Source organism: Aeromonas enterica (genome assembly GCF_054052465.1).
This window is the reverse complement of record NZ_JBSTYL010000005.1, coordinates 30,111-48,855: the sequence shown is the minus strand read 5'-3', so window position 1 is coordinate 48,855 and position 18,745 is coordinate 30,111. Positions and strand designations below refer to the sequence as shown.

At 62.9% G+C, this 18,745-nt stretch carries 17 protein-coding genes; 3 read left to right on the top strand and 14 right to left on the bottom strand.

The window, feature by feature from the left end:
• Positions 1-16 precede the first annotated feature (16 nt).
• Positions 17-1,030 (bottom strand): S66 family peptidase, encoded by a 1,014-nt coding sequence (locus ACW5XD_RS07635; RefSeq protein WP_456494363.1) that lies wholly within the window; start codon positions 1,028-1,030, stop codon positions 17-19.
• 260 nt (positions 1,031-1,290) lie between these two features.
• Here ACW5XD_RS07635 and ACW5XD_RS07630 point away from each other — a divergent pair, with 260 nt between their 5' ends.
• Complete coding sequence (locus ACW5XD_RS07630) at positions 1,291-2,133, top strand: patatin-like phospholipase family protein (protein ID WP_456494362.1); 843 nt, start codon at positions 1,291-1,293, stop codon at positions 2,131-2,133.
• Positions 2,134-2,215: 82 nt separating this feature from the next.
• Here ACW5XD_RS07630 and ACW5XD_RS07625 read toward each other — a convergent pair whose 3' ends face one another.
• The 3 genes from ACW5XD_RS07625 to ycfP all read right to left on the bottom strand — a co-directional run bounded on the left by ACW5XD_RS07625 (position 2,216) and on the right by ycfP (position 4,679).
• Positions 2,216-2,533 (bottom strand): heavy metal-binding domain-containing protein, encoded by a 318-nt coding sequence (locus ACW5XD_RS07625; protein WP_043556151.1) that lies wholly within the window; start codon positions 2,531-2,533, stop codon positions 2,216-2,218.
• Positions 2,534-2,768: 235 nt separating this feature from the next.
• On the bottom strand, positions 2,769-4,061 hold the full coding sequence (locus ACW5XD_RS07620; RefSeq protein WP_456494361.1) for an NAD(P)/FAD-dependent oxidoreductase: 1,293 nt from the start codon (positions 4,059-4,061) through the stop codon (positions 2,769-2,771).
• Between the two features lie 78 nt (positions 4,062-4,139).
• Entirely contained in the window at positions 4,140-4,679 is a 540-nt protein-coding gene (gene ycfP / locus ACW5XD_RS07615; protein WP_456494360.1) for an alpha/beta hydrolase YcfP, read from the bottom strand.
• Positions 4,680-5,182: 503 nt separating this feature from the next.
• On the opposite strand from ycfP, the gene ACW5XD_RS07610 reads away from it, so the two are divergent.
• Positions 5,183-6,580 carry a nucleobase:cation symporter-2 family protein gene (locus ACW5XD_RS07610; protein WP_456494359.1) on the top strand — a complete coding sequence of 466 codons (1,398 nt, stop codon included), beginning with the start codon at positions 5,183-5,185 and terminating at the stop codon, positions 6,578-6,580.
• Between the two features lie 55 nt (positions 6,581-6,635).
• Here ACW5XD_RS07610 and ACW5XD_RS07605 read toward each other — a convergent pair whose 3' ends face one another.
• The 3 genes from ACW5XD_RS07605 to ACW5XD_RS07595 all read right to left on the bottom strand — a co-directional run bounded on the left by ACW5XD_RS07605 (position 6,636) and on the right by ACW5XD_RS07595 (position 11,476).
• A complete protein-coding gene (locus ACW5XD_RS07605; RefSeq protein WP_456494358.1) occupies positions 6,636-8,444 on the bottom strand; it encodes a M3 family oligoendopeptidase in 1,809 nt (602 codons plus the stop codon).
• Positions 8,445-8,599: 155 nt separating this feature from the next.
• Positions 8,600-10,378 (bottom strand): M3 family oligoendopeptidase, encoded by a 1,779-nt coding sequence (locus ACW5XD_RS07600; protein ID WP_456494357.1) that lies wholly within the window; start codon positions 10,376-10,378, stop codon positions 8,600-8,602.
• A gap of 180 nt (positions 10,379-10,558) precedes the next feature.
• A complete protein-coding gene (locus ACW5XD_RS07595; RefSeq protein ID WP_456494356.1) occupies positions 10,559-11,476 on the bottom strand; it encodes a DUF808 domain-containing protein in 918 nt (305 codons plus the stop codon).
• 191 nt (positions 11,477-11,667) lie between these two features.
• Between ACW5XD_RS07595 and ACW5XD_RS07590 the strand changes: the two genes are divergently transcribed.
• On the top strand, positions 11,668-12,270 hold the full coding sequence (locus ACW5XD_RS07590) for a DUF924 family protein (RefSeq protein WP_456494355.1): 603 nt from the start codon (positions 11,668-11,670) through the stop codon (positions 12,268-12,270).
• Positions 12,271-12,338: 68 nt separating this feature from the next.
• On the opposite strand, the gene secF is transcribed toward ACW5XD_RS07590, so the two are convergent.
• The 7 genes from secF to ACW5XD_RS07555 form a co-directional block, all read right to left on the bottom strand.
• Entirely contained in the window at positions 12,339-13,253 is a 915-nt protein-coding gene (gene secF / locus ACW5XD_RS07585; protein ID WP_456494354.1) for a protein translocase subunit SecF, read from the bottom strand.
• 115 nt (positions 13,254-13,368) lie between these two features.
• Positions 13,369-15,171 (bottom strand): protein translocase subunit SecD, encoded by a 1,803-nt coding sequence (gene secD, locus ACW5XD_RS07580; RefSeq protein WP_456494353.1) that lies wholly within the window; start codon positions 15,169-15,171, stop codon positions 13,369-13,371.
• Positions 15,172-15,328: 157 nt separating this feature from the next.
• Complete coding sequence (locus tag ACW5XD_RS07575) at positions 15,329-15,802, bottom strand: hypothetical protein (RefSeq protein ID WP_456494352.1); 474 nt, start codon at positions 15,800-15,802, stop codon at positions 15,329-15,331.
• A 104-nt stretch (positions 15,803-15,906) separates the two neighbouring features.
• On the bottom strand, positions 15,907-16,764 hold the full coding sequence (locus tag ACW5XD_RS07570) for a DUF6279 family lipoprotein (protein ID WP_456494351.1): 858 nt from the start codon (positions 16,762-16,764) through the stop codon (positions 15,907-15,909).
• 120 nt (positions 16,765-16,884) lie between these two features.
• A complete protein-coding gene (locus ACW5XD_RS07565; protein ID WP_456494350.1) occupies positions 16,885-17,718 on the bottom strand; it encodes a phosphotransferase in 834 nt (277 codons plus the stop codon).
• A complete protein-coding gene (lpoB, locus tag ACW5XD_RS07560; RefSeq protein WP_456494349.1) occupies positions 17,708-18,304 on the bottom strand; it encodes a penicillin-binding protein activator LpoB in 597 nt (198 codons plus the stop codon). Before lpoB ends, ACW5XD_RS07565 begins: the two co-directional genes overlap by 11 nt.
• Complete coding sequence (locus ACW5XD_RS07555; protein WP_456494348.1) at positions 18,304-18,702, bottom strand: YcfL family protein; 399 nt, start codon at positions 18,700-18,702, stop codon at positions 18,304-18,306. Before ACW5XD_RS07555 ends, lpoB begins: the two co-directional genes overlap by 1 nt.
• Positions 18,703-18,745 lie beyond the last annotated feature (43 nt).

The following is an 18,745-nucleotide window of genomic DNA, read 5'->3' as shown; positions in this document are numbered from 1 at the left end:
GGCAGCCGGAGCGGTCTCACTCGCCGAGCCAAGGCTCGCACAGGGTGAGACACTGGGCATCGAGATCCAGCATCGCCTCGATGCCAAGGGGCAGGGTCAGCATGGGGTGGGTGTGGGCGCAGTCATACTCCGCCAGAATGGGGAAGGTCGGCTCCCCCACCACCTCCAGCAGGATGTCGAGCGGCCGCCGGCCGCTGCCCTGACTGTCGAACAGCTCGTGTTTGCCGAGCACCAGGGCACCGATGCGATCAAACACTCCGCACAGCTTGAGGTGGGCAAACGAGCGCTCCACCGTCTCTGCCAAATGGAGGCTGTCTTCCAGCAGCAGAATGTCCCCTTGCTCGATGGCCGGCATATAGGGGGAACCCCAGATCCCCGCCAAGGTGTTGAGGTTACCGCCGATGAGCCGGCCCCGCACCCGACCGGTGCCCACCGAGATCAGTCGGTTTGGTCGGCACTGCTTGGCCCGGCTCTGCTGTTCCCAATCGAGCCGCTCCTCGGTCCATTGCGCCGGAGTCGGCACTGGATGAGGCACGGCGGCGCCACCGGCCTGGCAGATCTGGCGAAAGCCCGACAGCGTCTCGTCCACCAGCGGCGAGAGCTCGCCGAAAGAGGCCACCAGCGCCGGCCCGTAGAAGGTAACCAAGCCGGTTTTGGCATAAATGCCGAGCAACAGGGCCGTCACGTCGGAGTAGCCGATGACTATCTTGGGGTCCCGCTTGAGCGCATCAAAATCGAGGTAGGGCAGCAGGGAGTTGGAGTTGCTGCCGCCAATCACCGACATGATGCAGCGCACGTGCGGATCGCGAATGAGGGCATTGAGCTCGTCAGCCCGTGCGGCTATGGAGCCGGATCGCCAGTGATCGCGCTGGCCGGTCAGGCTGCCCGCCTTGAGTCTGAAGCCCTGTCCTTCCAGAAACGCCTCGGCACGGGCAAAGCGGTTTGGCGCCCAGGCGGTGGCTGCACTGGAGGGAGAAAAAAAGCCGATGGTATCGCCGGGCCTGAGCCCCGGCGGTTTGAGCAGAGCCATGAATTGCGTACTCCCTGACTGAGATGGTGGGGCCCCGCTCCTGGGGCCGAGAACAAAGCGTATCCATGCTAGTCCCTTTCAGGTTTGCTTCACAAGCCGCCAAGCAAATTCTGTTGTTTATAAAAACAGAACGACTGATTTGAAATTGACAGATATCCCGAACAATTCACCCTGCCTAGAATGACCCCAATCCTCTCGTCAGCCCGCTGCTGGTCCCCAACACGGCTCCATTCAGCCAGATCATCGATAAGGCGTCCGTCATGAATACACACCCATCCCCCAACGCACTGGTCGTCGAAGGCGGCGCCATGCGCGGCATCTTCGCCAGCGGCGTGCTGGATGCCTTCATCGAACACAATTACCACCCTTTCGACTTTGTCATCGGCGTCTCGGCGGGCGCCACCAACCTGCTGGCCTATCTTGCCAGCCAGCATGGCCGCAGCCACGACATTCTGACCGAGCTGGCCTGCCGCCAGGAGTTCATGGATCCGCTGCGCTTCGCCAAGGGGGGCAATCTGGTGGATATCCACTGGCTATGGCACACCAGCTGTCGCAAGTACCCCCTCGACGTACACAGCTACCAGCAAAGCGGCATCCCCTTCTACGCGGTGGTGACCAACACCCTGACCGGCAAGGCGGAGTACATCCGGGTCAAGCCGGAGAATATGAACGAGGTGCTGCCTGCCAGCTGCGCCATCCCCCTCGCCTCCCGTGAATACCCGGAGGTGCACGGGGTGCCGATGACCGATGGCGGGGTGGCCGACTCCATCCCGGTGATCGAGGCCTATCGACGCGGTGCCCGCCAGATGACGGTGATCCTCTCCGAACCGCTGGGCTATCGACTCAAGCCGATGCCGTTCCCCTGGATGATCCGTACCCTGCTGAAAACCCGCCCCGCCCTGGCGCAGGCGCTGGAGCAGCGAGATCGCAGCTACAACAAGGCCCTCGATTTCATCGCCAACCCACCGGATGACTGCCAGATAGAGGTGATAGCCCCGGCCGCCTGCTTTCCGGTCTCCCGTTTCACCCGCGACCTCGACAAGCTGGAACTGGGCTACGTGATGGGCAAGTGCGCCGGTTATCAGGCTGCGCGGTTGAATTGACTCGAACACGGGGTGTCATCAATAAAAATAAGCCGATAACCAAGTTATCGGCTTATTACTCTGCAGGGATCAACGCTGGGGATCAGACCAGCACGGCGGTACCGCTGATACTGACCATCAGCATGCTGCCGTTTTGCCCCACCACCTCGTAGTCGATGTCGATGCCGACCACGGCGTTGGCACCCAGCGCGGAGGCACGTTCTTTGAGCTCATCGAAGGCAATCTCGCGAGCACGGGCCAGCTCCTTTTCGTAGGCGCCGGAGCGGCCGCCAATGATGTCGCGGATCCCGGCAAACAGATCCTTGAAGATGTTGGCGCCGAGGATGGCTTCGCCCACGACGATGCCGCGATATTCACGAATGGTCTTGCCTTCCAGGGTGGGGGTGGTTGAGAGGATCATCTTGCGCTCCTGAGGGTGAAAACGGGTTTCAGACTACCCCAAACCTCGGCCGGACAACATAGCTGCCTCCCTAATAGCCAGTTGCACGATAATGGCTGCCATCGCTGTCAATGACAGCATGGCGGGCCATCTCTCCGCCCCGGATGCGGTCTCAAAACGGGTAACAAGCGGATAAAAAAAGGAGAGGCCAGGCCTCTCCTTTTTGTGCTTTCAGCACCTGCGGTTCTGACGCGGCTCAGTGCAGCTTCAGAGTCGGCCGCAGCACCCGGTTGATGCGGCCCACCAGCATGATGAGGCCGGTCTTGACGTAGCCGTGCAGGGCGACCTGGTGCATCCGATAGAGAGAGATGTACACCATGCGGGCAATGTAGCCCTCCACCATCATGGAGCCACGCATCAGGTTGCCCATCAGGCTGCCCACGGTGGAGAAGCGACTCAAGGAGACCAGCGAGCCGTGATCGTGATAGAGGTAAGGCTTCATCTCGCCCCCTTCCAGCTTGGCCAGGATGTTCTTGCACGCCTGGGTCGCCATCTGGTGGGCGGACTGGGCGCGCGGCGGCACGAACTTGCCATCCGGCTGCGGGCAGGCGGCGCAGTCACCGATGACGAAGATGTTTTCGTCGCGGCTGGTCTGCAGGGTCTCTTTCACCACCAGCTGATTGATGCGGTTGGTCTCAAGCCCGGCGATATCCTTCATGAAGTCCGGCGCCTTGATGCCAGCAGCCCACACCATCAGGTCCGCTTCGATCAGCTCGCCATCCTTGGTGTGCAGACCCTCGGCGGTGGCTTCGGTGATCATGGTGGCGGTACGCACGTCCACCCCCAGTTTCACCAGCTCCTGATGGGCGGCGCCGCTGATACGCTCCGGCAGCGCCGGCAGAATGCGGGGGCCCGCTTCCACCAGGCTCACCTTCAAGCTGTCGGTGGTGAGATTCTTGAAGCCGTAGGCATAGAGCTGCTCCACCGCGTTGTAGAGCTCGGCAGAGAGCTCGACGCCGGTGGCACCGCCGCCGACGATGGCGATCTTCACCTTGTCACCCGGCTGGTATTCGGTGGCGAACTGCAGGAAGCGGTTCATCATGCTGTTGTGGAAGCGGTGGGCCTGGGCAGGGCTGTCCAGGAAGATGCAGTGATCCTTGATGCCCTTGGTGTTGAAGTCGTTGGACACGGAACCGATCGCCATCACCAGGATGTCGTAGGGCAGTTCCCGCTCGTTCACCACTATGTCACCGTTATCGTCGATGATCTTCGCCAGCACGATGCGCTTTTCGTCGCGCTTGATGTCGGTCAGGCTGCCCAGCTGGAAATCGAAACCGTGGTTCTTGGCATGAGACTGATAGCTCAGGGCATCGATCCCCGCATCCATGGAGCCGGTGGCCACTTCGTGCAGCAGGGGCTTCCACAGGTGGGTACGATTGCGATCGACCAGGGTGATCTTGGCCTTGTTCTTCTTGCCCAGCTTGCGACCCAGGCTGGTGGCCAGCTCCAGACCGCCGGCCCCGCCGCCGACGACAACAATATTGGTCATGGTTAATTACCTCGGTTCCATTAAAGCGAAGGGAGCCATCGGCTCCCTTGATAGTTGAATCCATGACGTGACGATCAATCAGGCTTCTTTGAAAGCCTTCATCTGTTGCAGGTGATGAGAGATGTTCTTGAACTTGTGAGTCTCTCGCTCATCCCACACGATGTTGTAATAATTCTTCAATTCACGCTCAGTTTCGCCATTATTACGGATTTCATCCTGAACGGAAAGGATGCAGAGGCAATTTCCTGAATTTTTACTACGAAATTCAGACACACATTTAGTGCCTATATCCTCGTACTCTTCCGGCCTGTCGATCTTGCCCTGCATGGTGATCTCGGGGTGCAGATTGGGGTTGAAGATCACCTGCCTGATGCCGCACAGGAAGCCGATCCGCTCGCTCCAGTAACCTCCCAGCCCCACTCCGCAGATGAGGGGCTTGGGATCGGTGCTCATGTCGAGCTGCTTCTTCACTTCCTTGAGCAGATGGCTCATGTCATGACGGGGATGAACCGTGCTGTAGTGCACGAAACGCACATCATCATCGATAAACTGCAACTGCAGCACTTTTTCATGATTGCCGGGGCTGGTGGCATCAAAACCATGCAGATAGATGATCATGGACAAGACCTCAAAAACTGTGTCGGTTCTATCGAACCTACCTTAGCGGCGGGGCCCTGCGCCACCAAAACATCCCACTTTCTTGCTTTGGATCACGCCCCCGGTTGCGGATGAAACCAGAACGAGAGGGCCTTTCCCCCGCGCGAGTATCAAAGTGAGAGCCCGCAAGGCAGAAATGATACGCCGGCTACCAATCTGAGAGCCCGCCACTCGGGCCGGCAAACGATTACCCAGCCACAATGTTCCAACCCTGTGATCCTGCCCACAAAACCGCCAGCGAGCGCATCCCCATGGGACCAATGCGCATGATTGCGCACGTTTCGTGCAGTATCAGCCTCCATGGGTGCGCACCCGGGAGGGCCATCCAGGCCCATCATGCCTGCACGCGCACGGGATCAACGCTCGCCCCCCTGTCCAGCCCATCCCCGGATCCCTGAGCGGGGTTGCCAGTCAGTTCCATCTTGCCCGGCCGTGTCGATCGGGCCGCAAGGAGTGATGTGTTCATGAACCAGACCAATCCCCCCGGGACGGCGACGCGCCCCCCCGTCGATGAAGTGGAGCGCATGCTCCCCCCCGGTCAGCTCTTTACCCTGGGTTTGCAACATGTGCTGGTGATGTACGCCGGCGCCGTGGCGGTGCCGCTGGTGATCGGTGGCAGCCTGGGGCTGCCCAAGGCGCAGATCTCCTACCTCATCAGCTCGGATCTGTTCTGCTGTGGCATCGTCACCCTGTTGCAGTGTCTGGGGATAGGCCGGTTTGCCGGGATCCGGCTGCCGGTCATCATGTCGGTCACCTTCGCCGCCGTCATGCCCATGCTGGCCATAGGTGCCAATCCGGATCTGGGGCTGACCGGCATCTTCGGTGCCACCATCGCCGCCGGGATCCTCTCCACCCTGCTGGTGCCCCTGATCGGCCGCCTGATGCCACTCTTTCCCACCGTGGTGACGGGTGTGGTCATTACCTCCATCGGCATCAGCATCATGCAGGTGGGCATCGACTGGATGGCGGGGGGCAAGGGCAATCCCGAGTACGGCAGCCTGCGCTACATAGGCACCAGCTTCCTGGTGCTCGCCTTCATCTTGCTGGTGACCCGCTTCACCAAGGGCTTTTTCAGCAACATCTCGGTGCTGCTCGGCATACTGTTCGGCTTCGGCGTGGCCATCGCCATGGGCGAGGTGAACCTGACCGGTCTGGATGAGGCCGCCTGGTTTGCCCCCATAGTCCCCTTCGCCTTCGGCTGGCCCACCTTCGACCCCATCTCCATCGCCACCCTCACCGTCATCATGCTCATCACCTTCATCGAATCCATGGGGATGTTTCTGGCCCTCGGCGACATCGTCGGCCACCCGGCCAGCCGGGGCGACATAGTGCGGGGTCTGCGGGTGGACGGCATAGGAACCGTGATTGGCGGCATCTTCAACAGTTTTCCCCACACCTCGTTTTCCCAAAATATCGGGCTGGTGAGCGTGACCGGGGTGTCGAGCCGCTGGGTCTGCGTCATGTCGGGGGGGATACTGCTCGCCTTTGGCCTGATCCCCAAGATGTCGCTGATGGTCGCCTCCATTCCCCCCTTCGTGCTCGGCGGCGCCGGCATCGTCATGTTCGGCATGGTGCTGGCCACCGGCATTCGCATCCTGGCGCGGGCCGATTACAACAGCAACCGTCACAACCTCTATATCGTCGCCATCAGCCTGGGGATAGGCATGATCCCCACCGTCTCCGGCCACTTCTTTCAGCACTTTCCCGCCGCGCTGCAACCGCTGCTGCACAGCGGTATCCTGCTGGCGACCCTGAGTTCGGTGCTGCTGAACCTCTTCTTCAACGGCTACCAGCCGGATCTCAGCCACCAGCCCCGCCCCCTGCTGGTGGGCCCGGTTCGGCCAGTCGACCCCCGGCCATAAAAAAGCCGCCGGGCAGATACACTGCCCGGCGGCGCATTCGCTTGCCAGAGTCCCCTTAGCCGCAGGTTTGCTCGAAACGATCCACCGCCGCCGCCACCAGCGCCATGCTGCCCTGCCAGAAGGCGGCCTCGCGGATATCCTGACCCAGGTGTTTTGCCACCAGATCTTCGGCGCTCATGCGGCCGGTATCGCGCAACAGGGCGCGATACGCCTCGGCCACATTCGTTTCCCCCGCCGCCTGACGGCTCATCAACTGCTGATAAACCCCCAGGCTGAACAGATAGCCAAACAGGTAGGGGTAGTTGTAAAACCCGAGCCCCGCGATGGAGAAGTGCGCCTTGGCCGCCCAGAACAGGGGGTGATAGCGAGTCAGGCTTCCTTCATACCAGCGGCCCCACGCCTCGTCGGTCAGGGTCTTGAGCCGCTCAGCCGACACATAGCCCTGTCCGCGGGCGGTCACCAGCGCCTGCTCGAAGGCGAAGCGGGCCGGAATGTTGACCAGGAAGGTGGCGGCGCCGTCGGCCTCGGCCCAGGCGATGGCCTGCTGCTGCTCCGGTGTCTGCGCCTGTTCGAACAGGGCGCTGCGCACCAGGGTCTCGGCGAAGATGGAGGCGGTTTCGGCCAGCGTCATGGGGTAGCTGCGCTGGCTCATGGGCAGATCGCGAATGAGCCAGTTGTGCCAGGCGTGACCCAGCTCGTGGGCGAGCGTGATGACGTTGTCCATGGTGCCGGCATAGGTGATGAAGACCCGCGGCTCCACCGGATCGGCAAACTTGGTGCAGTAGGCACCGGTCCGCCGGTTCGGGGTCGGCGCTGCATCGATCCAGCCCTTCTCGGCCATCATGCGGGCAAACTCCCCCATCTCGGGATCGAAGCGGGCAAAGGCCCCCTCGATGATCGCGATCGCCTCCTCGAACGGGATCTCGCGGCTGCTGGCGGCCGGGGGCGGTGCAAACAAGTCCTCCGGCCCCAGATCGTCGATGCCGAGCCGCTTCGCCATCAGGCCCAGCGCCCGCTGGCCCAGACCCCGGGCGTGATAGGTCTCGGCCATGAGGGTATCCAGGGTGGTGCGCTCTATGTGACTCTGATGGCAGGAGAGATCCAGCGCATCGAGCACACGCTGCTTACCGCGCTGGCGCGAAAGCTCCAGCCGCCAGCCGTTGAGGGCATTAAGGATGGCCGCCACCGTATCCTGCTCCCTCTCCCAGCCGGCACTGATGGCGTCGAAGGCTTCCCGGCGCAGGGCGCGCAGCGGGCTGGAAAGCAGATTGCTCGCCTCGGCCAGCCCCATCTCGCGGCCATCGATAACGAGGCGGATCTTGCCCACCAGATCGTTGTAAAGGTTGCCCCAGGCGTGCAGCCCGTCGGTGCCAAGCCCAATCACCAGCTGCTCCGCCTCCACCGGCAGGCGTTGATCCTGCAGCCGGCGCTCATGGCGCAGCCGGTAATCCTCTTCTCCGAGCAAGGGATCCTGCATCAGCCGCTCAAACTCGGGTTCGGGCAGTCCCAGCATCAGATCTTCCACCGGCGCCAGGGTCTTGAACAGATCGGCGTTGAGGGCACGGGCGCGGGACGCCAGCTGCTTGGCGAGCGGATCGCAGGCATCCTGACTGCCCCTTGATGCCGCCAGCACGGCAACGTTCCAGCCGATATTGCGGATCTGCTGGGCCCGCAGACGCACTTCCCGCAAAAAATCGGGCAAGTCGTCGGTGTTGCCCGACACCTGCTCAAGACCGTCGATAAAACCGGCAAGCTCGGCGAGGTTGGCACGGGCCAGGCTCATGTCCGCTTCCAGCTCGGGGCAGTCGAGGGCGGGATAGATATGCTGGTTGTGCCACTGTTGTGGGTACATTCGTTGCTGCATCAAATGCTCGTCATCAATATCAGGGGGCAGAGGCTGCCCTGGGTGAAATGCGCGTGGCCGGGCCGCTGCGGACTCGCCACGAAAGAAACAGGGGCCGCCGGGGCGACCCCGAACGGCCGGTCTGATCAACCGATTCGATCAGATGGGCCAGCCCGTCACACCAGTCGCTCGAGGCGGTCGACCGCCTCCTCCACATAGCGCAGGCTCTCCTGCCAGAAGGCGGGTTCGCGAATGTCGACCCCCAGGTGTTTCTCCACCAGATCCTCGGCGCTCATGCAGCCCGTGTCGGTAAGCAGCGCGCGATAGGCCTGGGCAAACTCGCCCCCGGCCCGCTCCTTCTGGGCATAGAGCCCCAGGCTGAACAGGTAGCCAAACAGATAGGGGTAGTTGTAAAAGCCGAGATCGGCGATGGAGAAGTGGCACTTGCTGGCCCAGAACAGCTCGTCGTACTGGCTGAGGGTGTCACCATACCACTGCTGCTGCGCGGATTTCATCATCTGCCGCAGCTGGCTTGCCCCCACATAGCCCTGCTCGCGCGCAGCCACTAGGGCCCGCTCGAAGGTGAAGCGGGCCGGAACGTCGAGCAGCAGGCTGGCGGCCCGCTCCCCGTCCAGCCAGGCGATGGCCCGGCGCGGCTCCATCTTGTCGGTGGCGGCCAACAGGGCATCACGCACCAGGGCCTCGGCAAACAGGGAGGCGGTCTCGGCCAGCGTCTTGGGGTAGTCCCGCTGCTCCAGCGGCAAGTCCCGCAGCAGCCAGCTGTGCCAGGCGTGCCCCAGCTCGTGAGCCAGGGTGATGAGGTTGTCCATGGTGCCCTCGAAGGTGAGAAACACCCGAGGCTCGGGGGGATCGGCATATTCGGTGCTGTAGGCACCGCTGCGCCGGTTTGCGCTGGGGGCCGCGTCAATCCAGCCCTTGTCGGCCATCATGCGGGCAAAGGCCCCCATTTCGGGGTCAAACCCGGCGAAGGCATCGACCACCAGGGTCAGCGCCTGCTCAAAGCTGAGCAGGGCCGGGGTCGCGGCGGGCGCCGGGGCATAGAGATCCCAAGGGGCAAAATCGGTGATCTGCCGGGCGCTGGCCATGGCGCGCAGGGCTCGCCGTCCCAGCGTCTTGTGGGCGTCAGTCTCGGCCATCAGGGTATCCAGGGTGGCGCGCTCGATATGGCTCTGATGACAGGAGACATCCAACGCATCGAGCCGACGCGTCTTGCCACGTTGGGCGGCGAGTTCGTTGCGCCAGCCGTTGATGGCATTGAGGATGGCGGCTACCGTCTCCTGCTCGGCCTGCCAGGCGGCCTGAATGCCGTGCCAGGCGCTGGCACGACGCGCCCGATCCGGGTGAGCCAGCAGATTTTCCGCCTGGGCCAGCCCCATGGGCTCTCCGTCCACGACCGGCCTGAGCCGGCCCACCAGACTGTCGTAGAGATCCCCCCAGCCTTGCAGTCCATCCACCCCCAGCCCCGCGATCAGCTGTTCGCTCTCCAAGGAGAGCCGTTGATCCTGCTGACGCCTGTCGTGACGGATGGCATAGGCCAGTTCGAACAGCTCGGGATCCTGCAGCAAGGCCCGCACCTGCCCCTCGGGGGCACTTGCCCAGAACAGGGCCACAGGTTTGCTGAGCTGGGCCAGGGTCGCCTGCAACTGCTGACCACGGGAGAGCAGCGCACGCGCCGCTTCGTCGCGACCATTGCGACTGAGCCGGTTATAGGCATAGGTCTGGCTGTTCCAGGCCAGCCGGCAAACGTCGGTCCAGCAGGATCTGATGGCCCGCAGCAGGTGGCGCAAGCCATTGATGTCGGTGGTCTTGGGCAGTTCATCCAGCAAGTGCTGCAGGCTGTTCAGGGCCTCGCGGGCACGCTGGAAATCGGCGTCGATCGCCGGGCAATCGGGGGCGGCATAGATGTGATCATCCAGCCAAACGGGTGGGTTCATGATAGTCCTTGTTTGTTTGCATCCATGTCATGTGGCCCCGCCTCTGTGGGCTGGTGCCAGTTCGGATAGTACGAAGGGGACCGGCACTTGCCCAGCCCCCATCCGAGTCAACAAACAAGACGAACAATCACCTGTGCGACGGCCTCTGTCGGTCGAGCACAAACAGTGGACAGACCGCCGTTATTTGGCGGGTTTGAGTTTGCTCACCAGGGTCATGGCCAGCACCAGCACCATGCCCGCCACCACACCGGCCACGGCGTTGAGCAGGGTCGGCGTCACCGCGGCCAGCACGGCGCCCACGGATGGCAAGGTGGCAAGGGCTGCGGCCGCCCCTTCAACGAGGTGATGGGCGAAGGGCCAACCGTGCACCAGAATGCCGCCACCCACCATGAACATGGCGATGGTCCCCACCAGCGCCAGCAGGTGCATCAGACGCGGCGCCGTCACCAGCAACCCCTGCCCCACGGCCCGGCGCAAGGGGCCGCCATCGGGCTTTTGCAGCAGGTGCAGGCCGATATCGTCGAGCTTGACGATAAGACCCACCAGCCCATAAACACCCACCGTCATCAGCAGGGCTATGCCCGCCACCACCGAGATCTGCAAACCCAGGCTGCTGCCCTGCACTGTGCCGAGCGCGATGACGATGATCTCGGCAGAGAGGATAAAGTCGGTGCGAATGGCCCCCTTTATCTTCTGCTGCTCGAAGGCCACCAGATCGTCGGGAACAACCTGGCTGCTCGGCTCACCTTCTGCTGCATCGTGGGGTAGAAACTTGTGGGCCAGCTTCTCTGCGCCCTCGAAGCAGAGATAGGCGCCCCCCAGCATCAGCAAGGGGGTGATGAGCCAGGGCACCAGGGCGCTGATGGCGATGGCGGCCGGTACCAGAATGAGCTTGTTGCGAAACGACCCCTTGGCCACGGCCCACACCACGGGCAGCTCCCGTTCGGCCCGCACGCCTGAGACCTGCTCGGCGTTGAGGGCGAGATCATCCCCCAGTACACCGGCGGTCTTCTTGGCGGCCACCTTGGTCATCAGGGCCACGTCATCGAGTACGCTGGCAATATCATCAAGCAGGGCCAACAAACTGGTTCCGGCCATATCAGGCATTCCTCATATCAATGGAAAAATCCCCTCGGGCAGACGCCACAGGCGAATGCCAACCAAAGGGGGGTTCCTTGTTTCAGGCAAAAGATGGCACAGTGTAACGAGAAGCCGCCCGTTAGGCAGCAACCACATCAGGGTCAATTGGCCTTGTTTCACCCCGAGCCACCCCGGCTCAAGGAGTTCCCATGCAACCCTGGCAATCTTTGCTCGATTTCTGGTTTGGCGATGAGGCCGACGACGCCACCCGCGCCAAACGGCAAGCCCCGCTCTGGTGGGGGAAAAGCAGCGAAACCGATGCGCTGATCGCCAGCCGCTTTGGGGCGCTGGCCGACGCAGCCACCACCGGATCGCTGGCCCACTGGGCCGAGGTGCCCGTCGGCCGGCTGGCACTGATCCTGCTGCTGGATCAACTGCCACGCAACATACATCGCGCCACGCCCGGTGCCTTTGCCCAGGACCCGCTGGCCCGGGCTCTCTGTCTGAAGGGCTTGTCGCTGGGGACAGACAAGGCGCTCTCGCCGCTGGCGCGGGTCTTCTTCTACCTGCCGCTGGAGCACGCCGAATCGCGCGAGCAGCAAGTCCGCAGCGTGACCCTGTTCGAGGCGCTGGCAGCCGAGCAGGCCGGCGGTCCGGCGCAGGCCACCTTCGAGGGCTTCGCCGATTTCGCCCGCCGCCATCAGGTGATCATCGAACGCTTTGGCCGCTTCCCTCACCGCAACGCCATTCTGGGTCGCAGCAGCACGCCGGAGGAGGCCGAATTTTTGCAGCAACCGGGCTCCGGCTTCTAGGCCACCTGCTGAGATAAAAAAACGGGCCCGATGGGCCCGTTTTGCATACAGGGAGTGGACAAGAGGCATCACGCTGCCTCAGCCAGCTCCTCCTCTTTCTTCTGGTAGGCCAGGGGCGAGAGACCCAGCAGCTCCTGCACGGTGGAGGCGACCGTGATGGAGGAGATGGTCCCCACCAGGATGCCGGCGAACAGGGTGAAAGCGAAGCCGTAGAGGGCATCGCCGCCGAACAGCAGCAAGGCGCCCACGGTAAAGAGGGTGGTGCCCGAGGTGATCATGGTGCGGCTGAAGGTCGCCTTGATCGCCACATCCGAGCAGTCGTGGATGGAGAGCTTGGTGCGTGAGCTCAAGATGTCCCGCAACCGGTCCGAGATGACGATGCTGTCGTTGAGGGAATAGCCAATCACCGCCATCAGGCCGGCGATCACGTTGAGGTCGAACTCGATGTTGAACAGCGCCAGCAGCCCCATGGCCACCAGACCGTCGTGCAGCACAGACACCAGGATGCCGATGGCCTGACGCCACTCGAAACGCACCGCCAGGTAGGCGGAGATGGCCAAGGAGGCCACCAGCACCGCCAGCATCCCCTGCTGGAATAGCTCGGCGCCCACCTGAGGGCCGACTATGGTGGTGCGCAGCAGCTCCACCGGCAAGTTGAGCTGTTGACCCAGCATGACCGCCAGCTCCTCCGCCGCCCAGGGCAGTTCGTGGGGCGGCAGCTTGATCAACCACTCGCCGGGCACGCCGGCGCCGCTCAGCTCGACCGCCCCTGCCAGCGGGGCGCTCAGCAGGGCGTTCAGTTCATGGGCCTCTTTCAGGGTCTGGATGCGAAACTCCAGCAGTATGCCACCGGTAAAGTCGAGCCCGAGCGACAGCCCGTTGATGGCCAGCACGGCAATGCTTGCCACGGTCAGCAGCACGGAAATCCACAACCCGATGTAACGCCAGCGGGTCAGGCCCATGGCAACGATCATTCTCAACATAGTTTTATCCTCGACAACAGCTGACTCGGGCTTCCCAACCGGAAGCGCGTGGCGCAGGCGCACAGCAGGCTCGAACGCGCGGCGCTATGGCACAGAGTGAATGCAGGGGTCACGGTCACACCCTCAGCAGCTTGTCGCTGCGTTTGCCCCACAGGGGGTTGATGATGGCGCGAGTGCCCCAGATGCCGGTCACCATGCTGGAGATGAGACCCAGGATCAGGGTGATGGAGAAACCCTGCAGCGGGCCCGAGCCGATGGAGTAGAGCACCACGGCGCAGATCAGGGTGGTGATGTTGGCATCGAAGATGGTGCGAAACGCCGAGCGATAGCCAAAGTCGATGGCGTTGGCGAGACTCCCCCCCTCCCGCAGGCGGTCCTTGATCCGCTCAAAGATCAGCACATGGGTATCCACCGCCATGCCGACCGTGAGCACCAGACCGGCGATCCCCGGCAGGGTCAGCACGGCCCCCGGCAGCACGGCCAGCATGCCCACCTGCATCAGCAGGTTGGCGATGAGTGCCGTGATGGCGACCCAGCCGAACTTGCGATACCAGGCCATCATGAACAGCATCATGCCCGCCATGCCGAACGCCAGCGCGGTAAAGCCCGCCTCTATGTTCTGAAGGCCCAGGGTCGGGCCGATTGAGCGCTCCTCCAGGATCTTGAGGGGCGCGGTGAGGGCGCCGGCCCGCAGCAGCATGGCCAGCTCCTGGGCCTCTGGCAGACTGCCAATACCCGTGATGCGGAACTGGTTGCCAAGGGCGGTCTGGATGGTGGCGACGTTGATCACCTCGCTCTGGGCGCGCAGCTTGCCCTGGGCGTTGGTCTTGTATTCGGTGAAGACGGTGGCCATCGGCTTGCCCACGTGCTGGCGGCTGAACTGGTTCATCTTGCTGCCACCCAGGCTGTCGAGCACGATATTGACCTGGGGTTGGCCCATCTCGCCCATATTGGCGCGGGCATCGACGATGTGCTCGCCGCTCAGCACCGGCTTGCGGGCCAGACCGACGGCCTGACCGCTGCGATCCGCCATGAAAAAGCGGCTGTCGGCCTGGGCCTCGTAGAAGGCCAGCGACGCGGTCGCGCCTATCACTTCCTTGGCCTGCTTGGGATTGTGCACCCCGGGCAGCTCGATGCGGATACCGTCCTGGCCCTGACGCTGGACCGAGGCCTCGACTATGCCGAGCTCGTTGATCCGCTTTTTCAAAATTGACAGGTTCTGGGTCACGGCGTTGTTGGCCAGGAGAGTGCGCTCGGCCTCGCTCATCACCAGCCGCAGCTCGTTGCCGCTGCGATTGAGTTGCCACTGGTCCTGCCGGGTACCGGCGGAATCCTTGATGATGGTGAGCCAGGGCGCCTGATCGGCCACCTCGGGCAGGGTGACTCTCACCTCCCCTTCGCTCACCCGGGCCACGTTGGCGCCCCGCAGGCGCGCCTCGCGGAACTGGGTGCGCAGCATGTCCACCAGGTTTCTGGTCTGGTTGTCCACCACGAAGCTGAGATCGACCCCGATCAGCAGCTGGGAGCCGCCGCGCAGGTCCAGCCCGAGCTTGATGGGGGCGGCGCCGAGCTGGCTGATCCAGGTCGGGGCATTGGAGTAGAACTCCAGGGTCAGGGCCGCGCTGTCATAGCCCTGCTGCTCCAGCAGCTGCTTGGCCCTCTGCTGTTCGGACTGGCTGTTGAACACCAGTTCGACCCGCTCTTTCTGTTGCACCTGTTTGAGCGGCGCTATCTGGTTGTCGGCCAGCAGAGTGCGCTGTGCCTCGGTCAGGCTGGTCTGGCCGTGCAGGCCAAGGGAAGGCTGCTCACCGAAGAAGGTGGGCAGGGAGTAAAACGCGAAGGTGAACAGCATGAGCAGCAGCAGGGCGTACTGCCACATACTCATGCGATTCAGGGTGGTACGACTCTTTTTTCTCATGGCAAAAGCCTCTGTCAGGAGAAGGCGGCGCGCTCGCTACCCATGGCGGGGGCGGTACGCAAGAAAATACAAATGAGACTGGACGCCCGTTCACGCACGGTGAGCAGGCTTTACAGGAGACGATGAGGCAGCGCAGCAAGGCCGGACCCCATCGGGATCAGGCGAGATAACTCTGGGAGAAGCGGTATTGCAGGTGTTGGCGTTGCAACCTGTGCCGGTGAATGGTGGCAAAGCGGTCGCGGAAGCTGTTTTTGGGGTAGAAGAGCGCCGCATAGAGCAGCAGGCCGCACAGCAGCAGCAGGATAGCCTGCTGTGACCAGCTCATGATCAGCTCGTAGACGACGCTGCCGGGCTGATGATCGCTACGCAGGGAGTGTTCGAGCCGCAGCAGATGATTCTGGTGGGAGCCGACAAACTTGACGACCCCGTCGTCGCTGTCGCTGGCGCTGTGGATCACCAGCACGGTATCGGACTGATCGCCCGTGCCGGCATCGCTCATCAGCTGGCCATGTGGGGACGCAGCCTGAGACGCGGATACCTTGAGCCCCTCCACCGAGACGGTAGAGAGCAACAGAGTGAGCGAGATGAGCAGTGTCATCAACGCCAGTTTCACTTTGTCCAGCAGGCTCAAAAAGTTAATTCCCAAATAATAGAAAGGCAAACTACCACAGGGCCCCGACCAGAACAAGGGAATGGGGACCGACCGCCCCCCGCCCTGCGGCACTCTCCACCTTGTTACCCCTCCGACATCTGCCTGAAATCGCGGGCATAGCCCTTGAGCAGGGTGTAGAGATGAGCGCGCTGGGAGATGTCCAGCGACTGGCTGAGGGCGCTCAGCCAGTTGACGGTGCGCTGGCGTGATTGATCCGTGTAGCCGGTGAAACGACCATCCATCAGGCCGTCCCCCTGTTGCAACAGAGCCGTGAGCTGCGCACCGAAGTCCGGGCTCTGACGCTGCTGCATCAGCCTGTCCAGCTCCTTGGTCCAGGCGGTCTGAAACTCCAGCCAGGGTGCCTGCAGCTCGTACTGCCACTCCACCCACTGGGCCACCAGCGGCGCCTGGGCCGGTTTCACCTCGCCAATCCAGAACACCAGCCGCTCGTTCATCTTGTCGGTGAACTCCTTGAGCAGCTCGGCCTTGGGCTTGCTGGCAAACTCCTGCTCCCGCTCTGTCTGCCGGCTGAGCCTGTCCTTCATGAACATGGCCACCTGCGATTCGGTCAGAGTGCGCGCCAGCCGGACGGCGCGGGGCACCGTGTTCTCCAGGGTACGAGTCAGGCTCTGCTGGGCAGCAGCCAGATGAAGAGAGACCTGGGCCGGGCTCATGGGGCTCGCCACGGCTTTGGCCAACGCGTCCAGATCATCGGCATAGCGGGGCACCTCATACTGACGGTGCCAGGCCATCAGCCCCTTCACCTCGTTGTCCAGCAGCCGCTTCTGACTGCGATCCAGCGAGAAATAGTCATCCAGCTGCCAAACGATGGCCACGTCCAGCCAGTAATAGACCACCCGGGTGGAACAGCCCACCAGCAGCAGACAGATCAACACCAGGCTCCAGCTGCGGGGCTGACGCCAGGAAAAAGAGGTCACCATGTACGACTCCGAAGGTTGACGAGTTGATGATGCATATCGATCTGATCCTGCCTATGCCAGCCGTTGATAGGTGGCTATTCGTGTCGGGCAGGGCCTGACAAGCCAGCCCAAGCACCAACACTATTCCAGCCGTTGACGATTCGTGTCGATCAGGGCCTGGTAATCGGGCCCGGGGTCTTGCTCGGCCATCAATAGCGCCCACAGCAGCCCTATGTAGTCGACCCAGGGCAGAAATGCCTGGCTCTGAAAGCCCAGGCTTCCCAATTTCGCCCCTGCCCGCTCAAGATAGTCGCTCTCCAGCGCCTCTCGCTGGCCGTCGTCCCAGCCGTGGGTGCGCTGGATGCTGGCGACCTCGAAACCGGGATGCCCGGCGGCGCCATACTCCCAGTCGATGACCCAGGGCCGGGTTCCCAACAAATTAGCCGGATTGAGATCATGATGGCAAGGGAGCCAGCAATCATCGGGCTCGCGGCTGGCGAGCAGCCCCCGCTCCAGCGCAGGCAACCAGTCAGGGATCCGGGCCAGGCGGTCGCGATAACCGGCGGCATGAGCCCGCACCGCCATCACCACGGCCGGCACCGGCAGCCGGTGCAGCCGCACCAGCACCCCGGCCAGCAGCCGGGGCTGCTCGGCGGGCGGCGGGGGCGCCTCGGCCCAGTTGGGCTCATCGCACCAATCCAGCAGCATCAGGCCGCTGACGGGGTCGCTGTGATGGCAGGGCAGCGCCAGCCCCTGACCCATGGCCCCCCGATAGAGTTGCCACTCGGTTGCCCTGTCAATGCCGAGCCGGCAGGGATCCGGATGACCGAGCCGCAAAAAATGACTGCGCCCCGAGGGGAGGCGCAGTCGATAGTTGCAGTTGGTCAGGCCGCGGGCCAAGGGTTCCAGCCGCCCCGAACGCCAGAGTGCCGGCAGACTGGTCAGCAGCTCCAGCTCTGCCAAATCACCAGCCAAAGGTGGATTTCTTCGCCTGTTTGCGGATCTCTTTCTGATCGGCCCACAACAGTTCGCCGTTTTGCAGATCCATCAGGTTCATGGTCATCTGGTAGTAGACATCCTTCACCTTGCCGTTGTCCTTGACGATGCTGGCGAGGTTGCCATAGACCATGTAGCGGGCCCCGGTCTGCTTGCCCAGACGCACCATGGAGGCGGGATCCACCATGCCGCTGCTCTGCTGGTATTCAAGCTGCTGCTTGACCGCCGCTACCTTGCTCATGTCGACGAAGCGGAACTTGCCGGCGCGCAACAGCTTGGTGCGAATGGTGTCGGTGATGGCTTCGGTGTCGATGTGCTCCGAGGTCTTGTTGCGGATGGAATCCATGAACATCACGGGACGGCCGCCGGCGGTGATCTCGCTGGTGGCCGGCGACGCCAGCATGGAATCCGCCATCTTGTCGGCAATGGCCTGCAGATCGCTTGAACCGTAATCGACGGTGACTGTCTCGGTTTCGGTCGGATCACCATAGCTGACGGTGGTGCTGGAGCAGCCGCCCAGCAGCAGGGCGCCACTCAAAATCAGCAGGGCATGATTCATTTTCATCAGTAGGATTCCTCAATCACTTCGCGTACGTAAATCCGGTAGCCCCGGGCGGCCGGGTTCGGCGCCAGGGCAGACAGGGTGCGGGTCTGATAGCCGTGCAGCTTGAGCGGGGTCCAGCCGCGGCCATCGCTGGCCACCTCCTGCCCCGCCTCATCATACCAATAGAACAGGTATTGCAGCTTGTTGTCGCCGCGCTGGGTGCTGGCCGCCGCCACATTGACTTGCAGCAGGCCGTTTTGCTCGCGCCGGCTGAGCTCGGTCAGGGTAACGTTGACATTTTGATGTTGCTCCGCCACCGCAGCGGCCCCCGCCGCGCCATAGAGCGCCACGCCGGAGGTATTGGTGGCGCAGCCGGTCAGCAGCAGAACCAGACCCAGAGCTAATTCGTGTGCTTTCATCTTGCTCTCCTTGCCGGCGACCCCAGGGGCTCGACCGGTCATT

Bases quoted from the DNA above. Each gene is read 5' to 3' on its own strand.
- ACW5XD_RS07635 (WP_456494363.1), bottom strand. From the start codon at position 1,030: ATGGCTCTGCTCAAACCGCCGGGGCTCAGGCCCGGCGATACCATCGGC.
- ACW5XD_RS07630 (WP_456494362.1), top strand. From the start codon at position 1,291: ATGAATACACACCCATCCCCCAACGCACTGGTCGTCGAAGGCGGCGCC.
- ACW5XD_RS07625 (WP_043556151.1), bottom strand. From the start codon at position 2,533: ATGATCCTCTCAACCACCCCCACCCTGGAAGGCAAGACCATTCGTGAA.
- ACW5XD_RS07620 (WP_456494361.1), bottom strand. From the start codon at position 4,061: ATGACCAATATTGTTGTCGTCGGCGGCGGGGCCGGCGGTCTGGAGCTG.
- ycfP (WP_456494360.1), bottom strand. From the start codon at position 4,679: ATGATCATCTATCTGCATGGTTTTGATGCCACCAGCCCCGGCAATCAT.
- ACW5XD_RS07610 (WP_456494359.1), top strand. From the start codon at position 5,183: ATGAACCAGACCAATCCCCCCGGGACGGCGACGCGCCCCCCCGTCGAT.
- ACW5XD_RS07605 (WP_456494358.1), bottom strand. From the start codon at position 8,444: ATGCAGCAACGAATGTACCCACAACAGTGGCACAACCAGCATATCTAT.
- ACW5XD_RS07600 (WP_456494357.1), bottom strand. From the start codon at position 10,378: ATGAACCCACCCGTTTGGCTGGATGATCACATCTATGCCGCCCCCGAT.
- ACW5XD_RS07595 (WP_456494356.1), bottom strand. From the start codon at position 11,476: ATGGCCGGAACCAGTTTGTTGGCCCTGCTTGATGATATTGCCAGCGTA.
- ACW5XD_RS07590 (WP_456494355.1), top strand. From the start codon at position 11,668: ATGCAACCCTGGCAATCTTTGCTCGATTTCTGGTTTGGCGATGAGGCC.
- secF (WP_456494354.1), bottom strand. From the start codon at position 13,253: ATGTTGAGAATGATCGTTGCCATGGGCCTGACCCGCTGGCGTTACATC.
- secD (WP_456494353.1), bottom strand. From the start codon at position 15,171: ATGAGAAAAAAGAGTCGTACCACCCTGAATCGCATGAGTATGTGGCAG.
- ACW5XD_RS07570 (WP_456494351.1), bottom strand. From the start codon at position 16,764: ATGGTGACCTCTTTTTCCTGGCGTCAGCCCCGCAGCTGGAGCCTGGTG.
- lpoB (WP_456494349.1), bottom strand. From the start codon at position 18,304: ATGAAAATGAATCATGCCCTGCTGATTTTGAGTGGCGCCCTGCTGCTG.
- ACW5XD_RS07555 (WP_456494348.1), bottom strand. From the start codon at position 18,702: ATGAAAGCACACGAATTAGCTCTGGGTCTGGTTCTGCTGCTGACCGGC.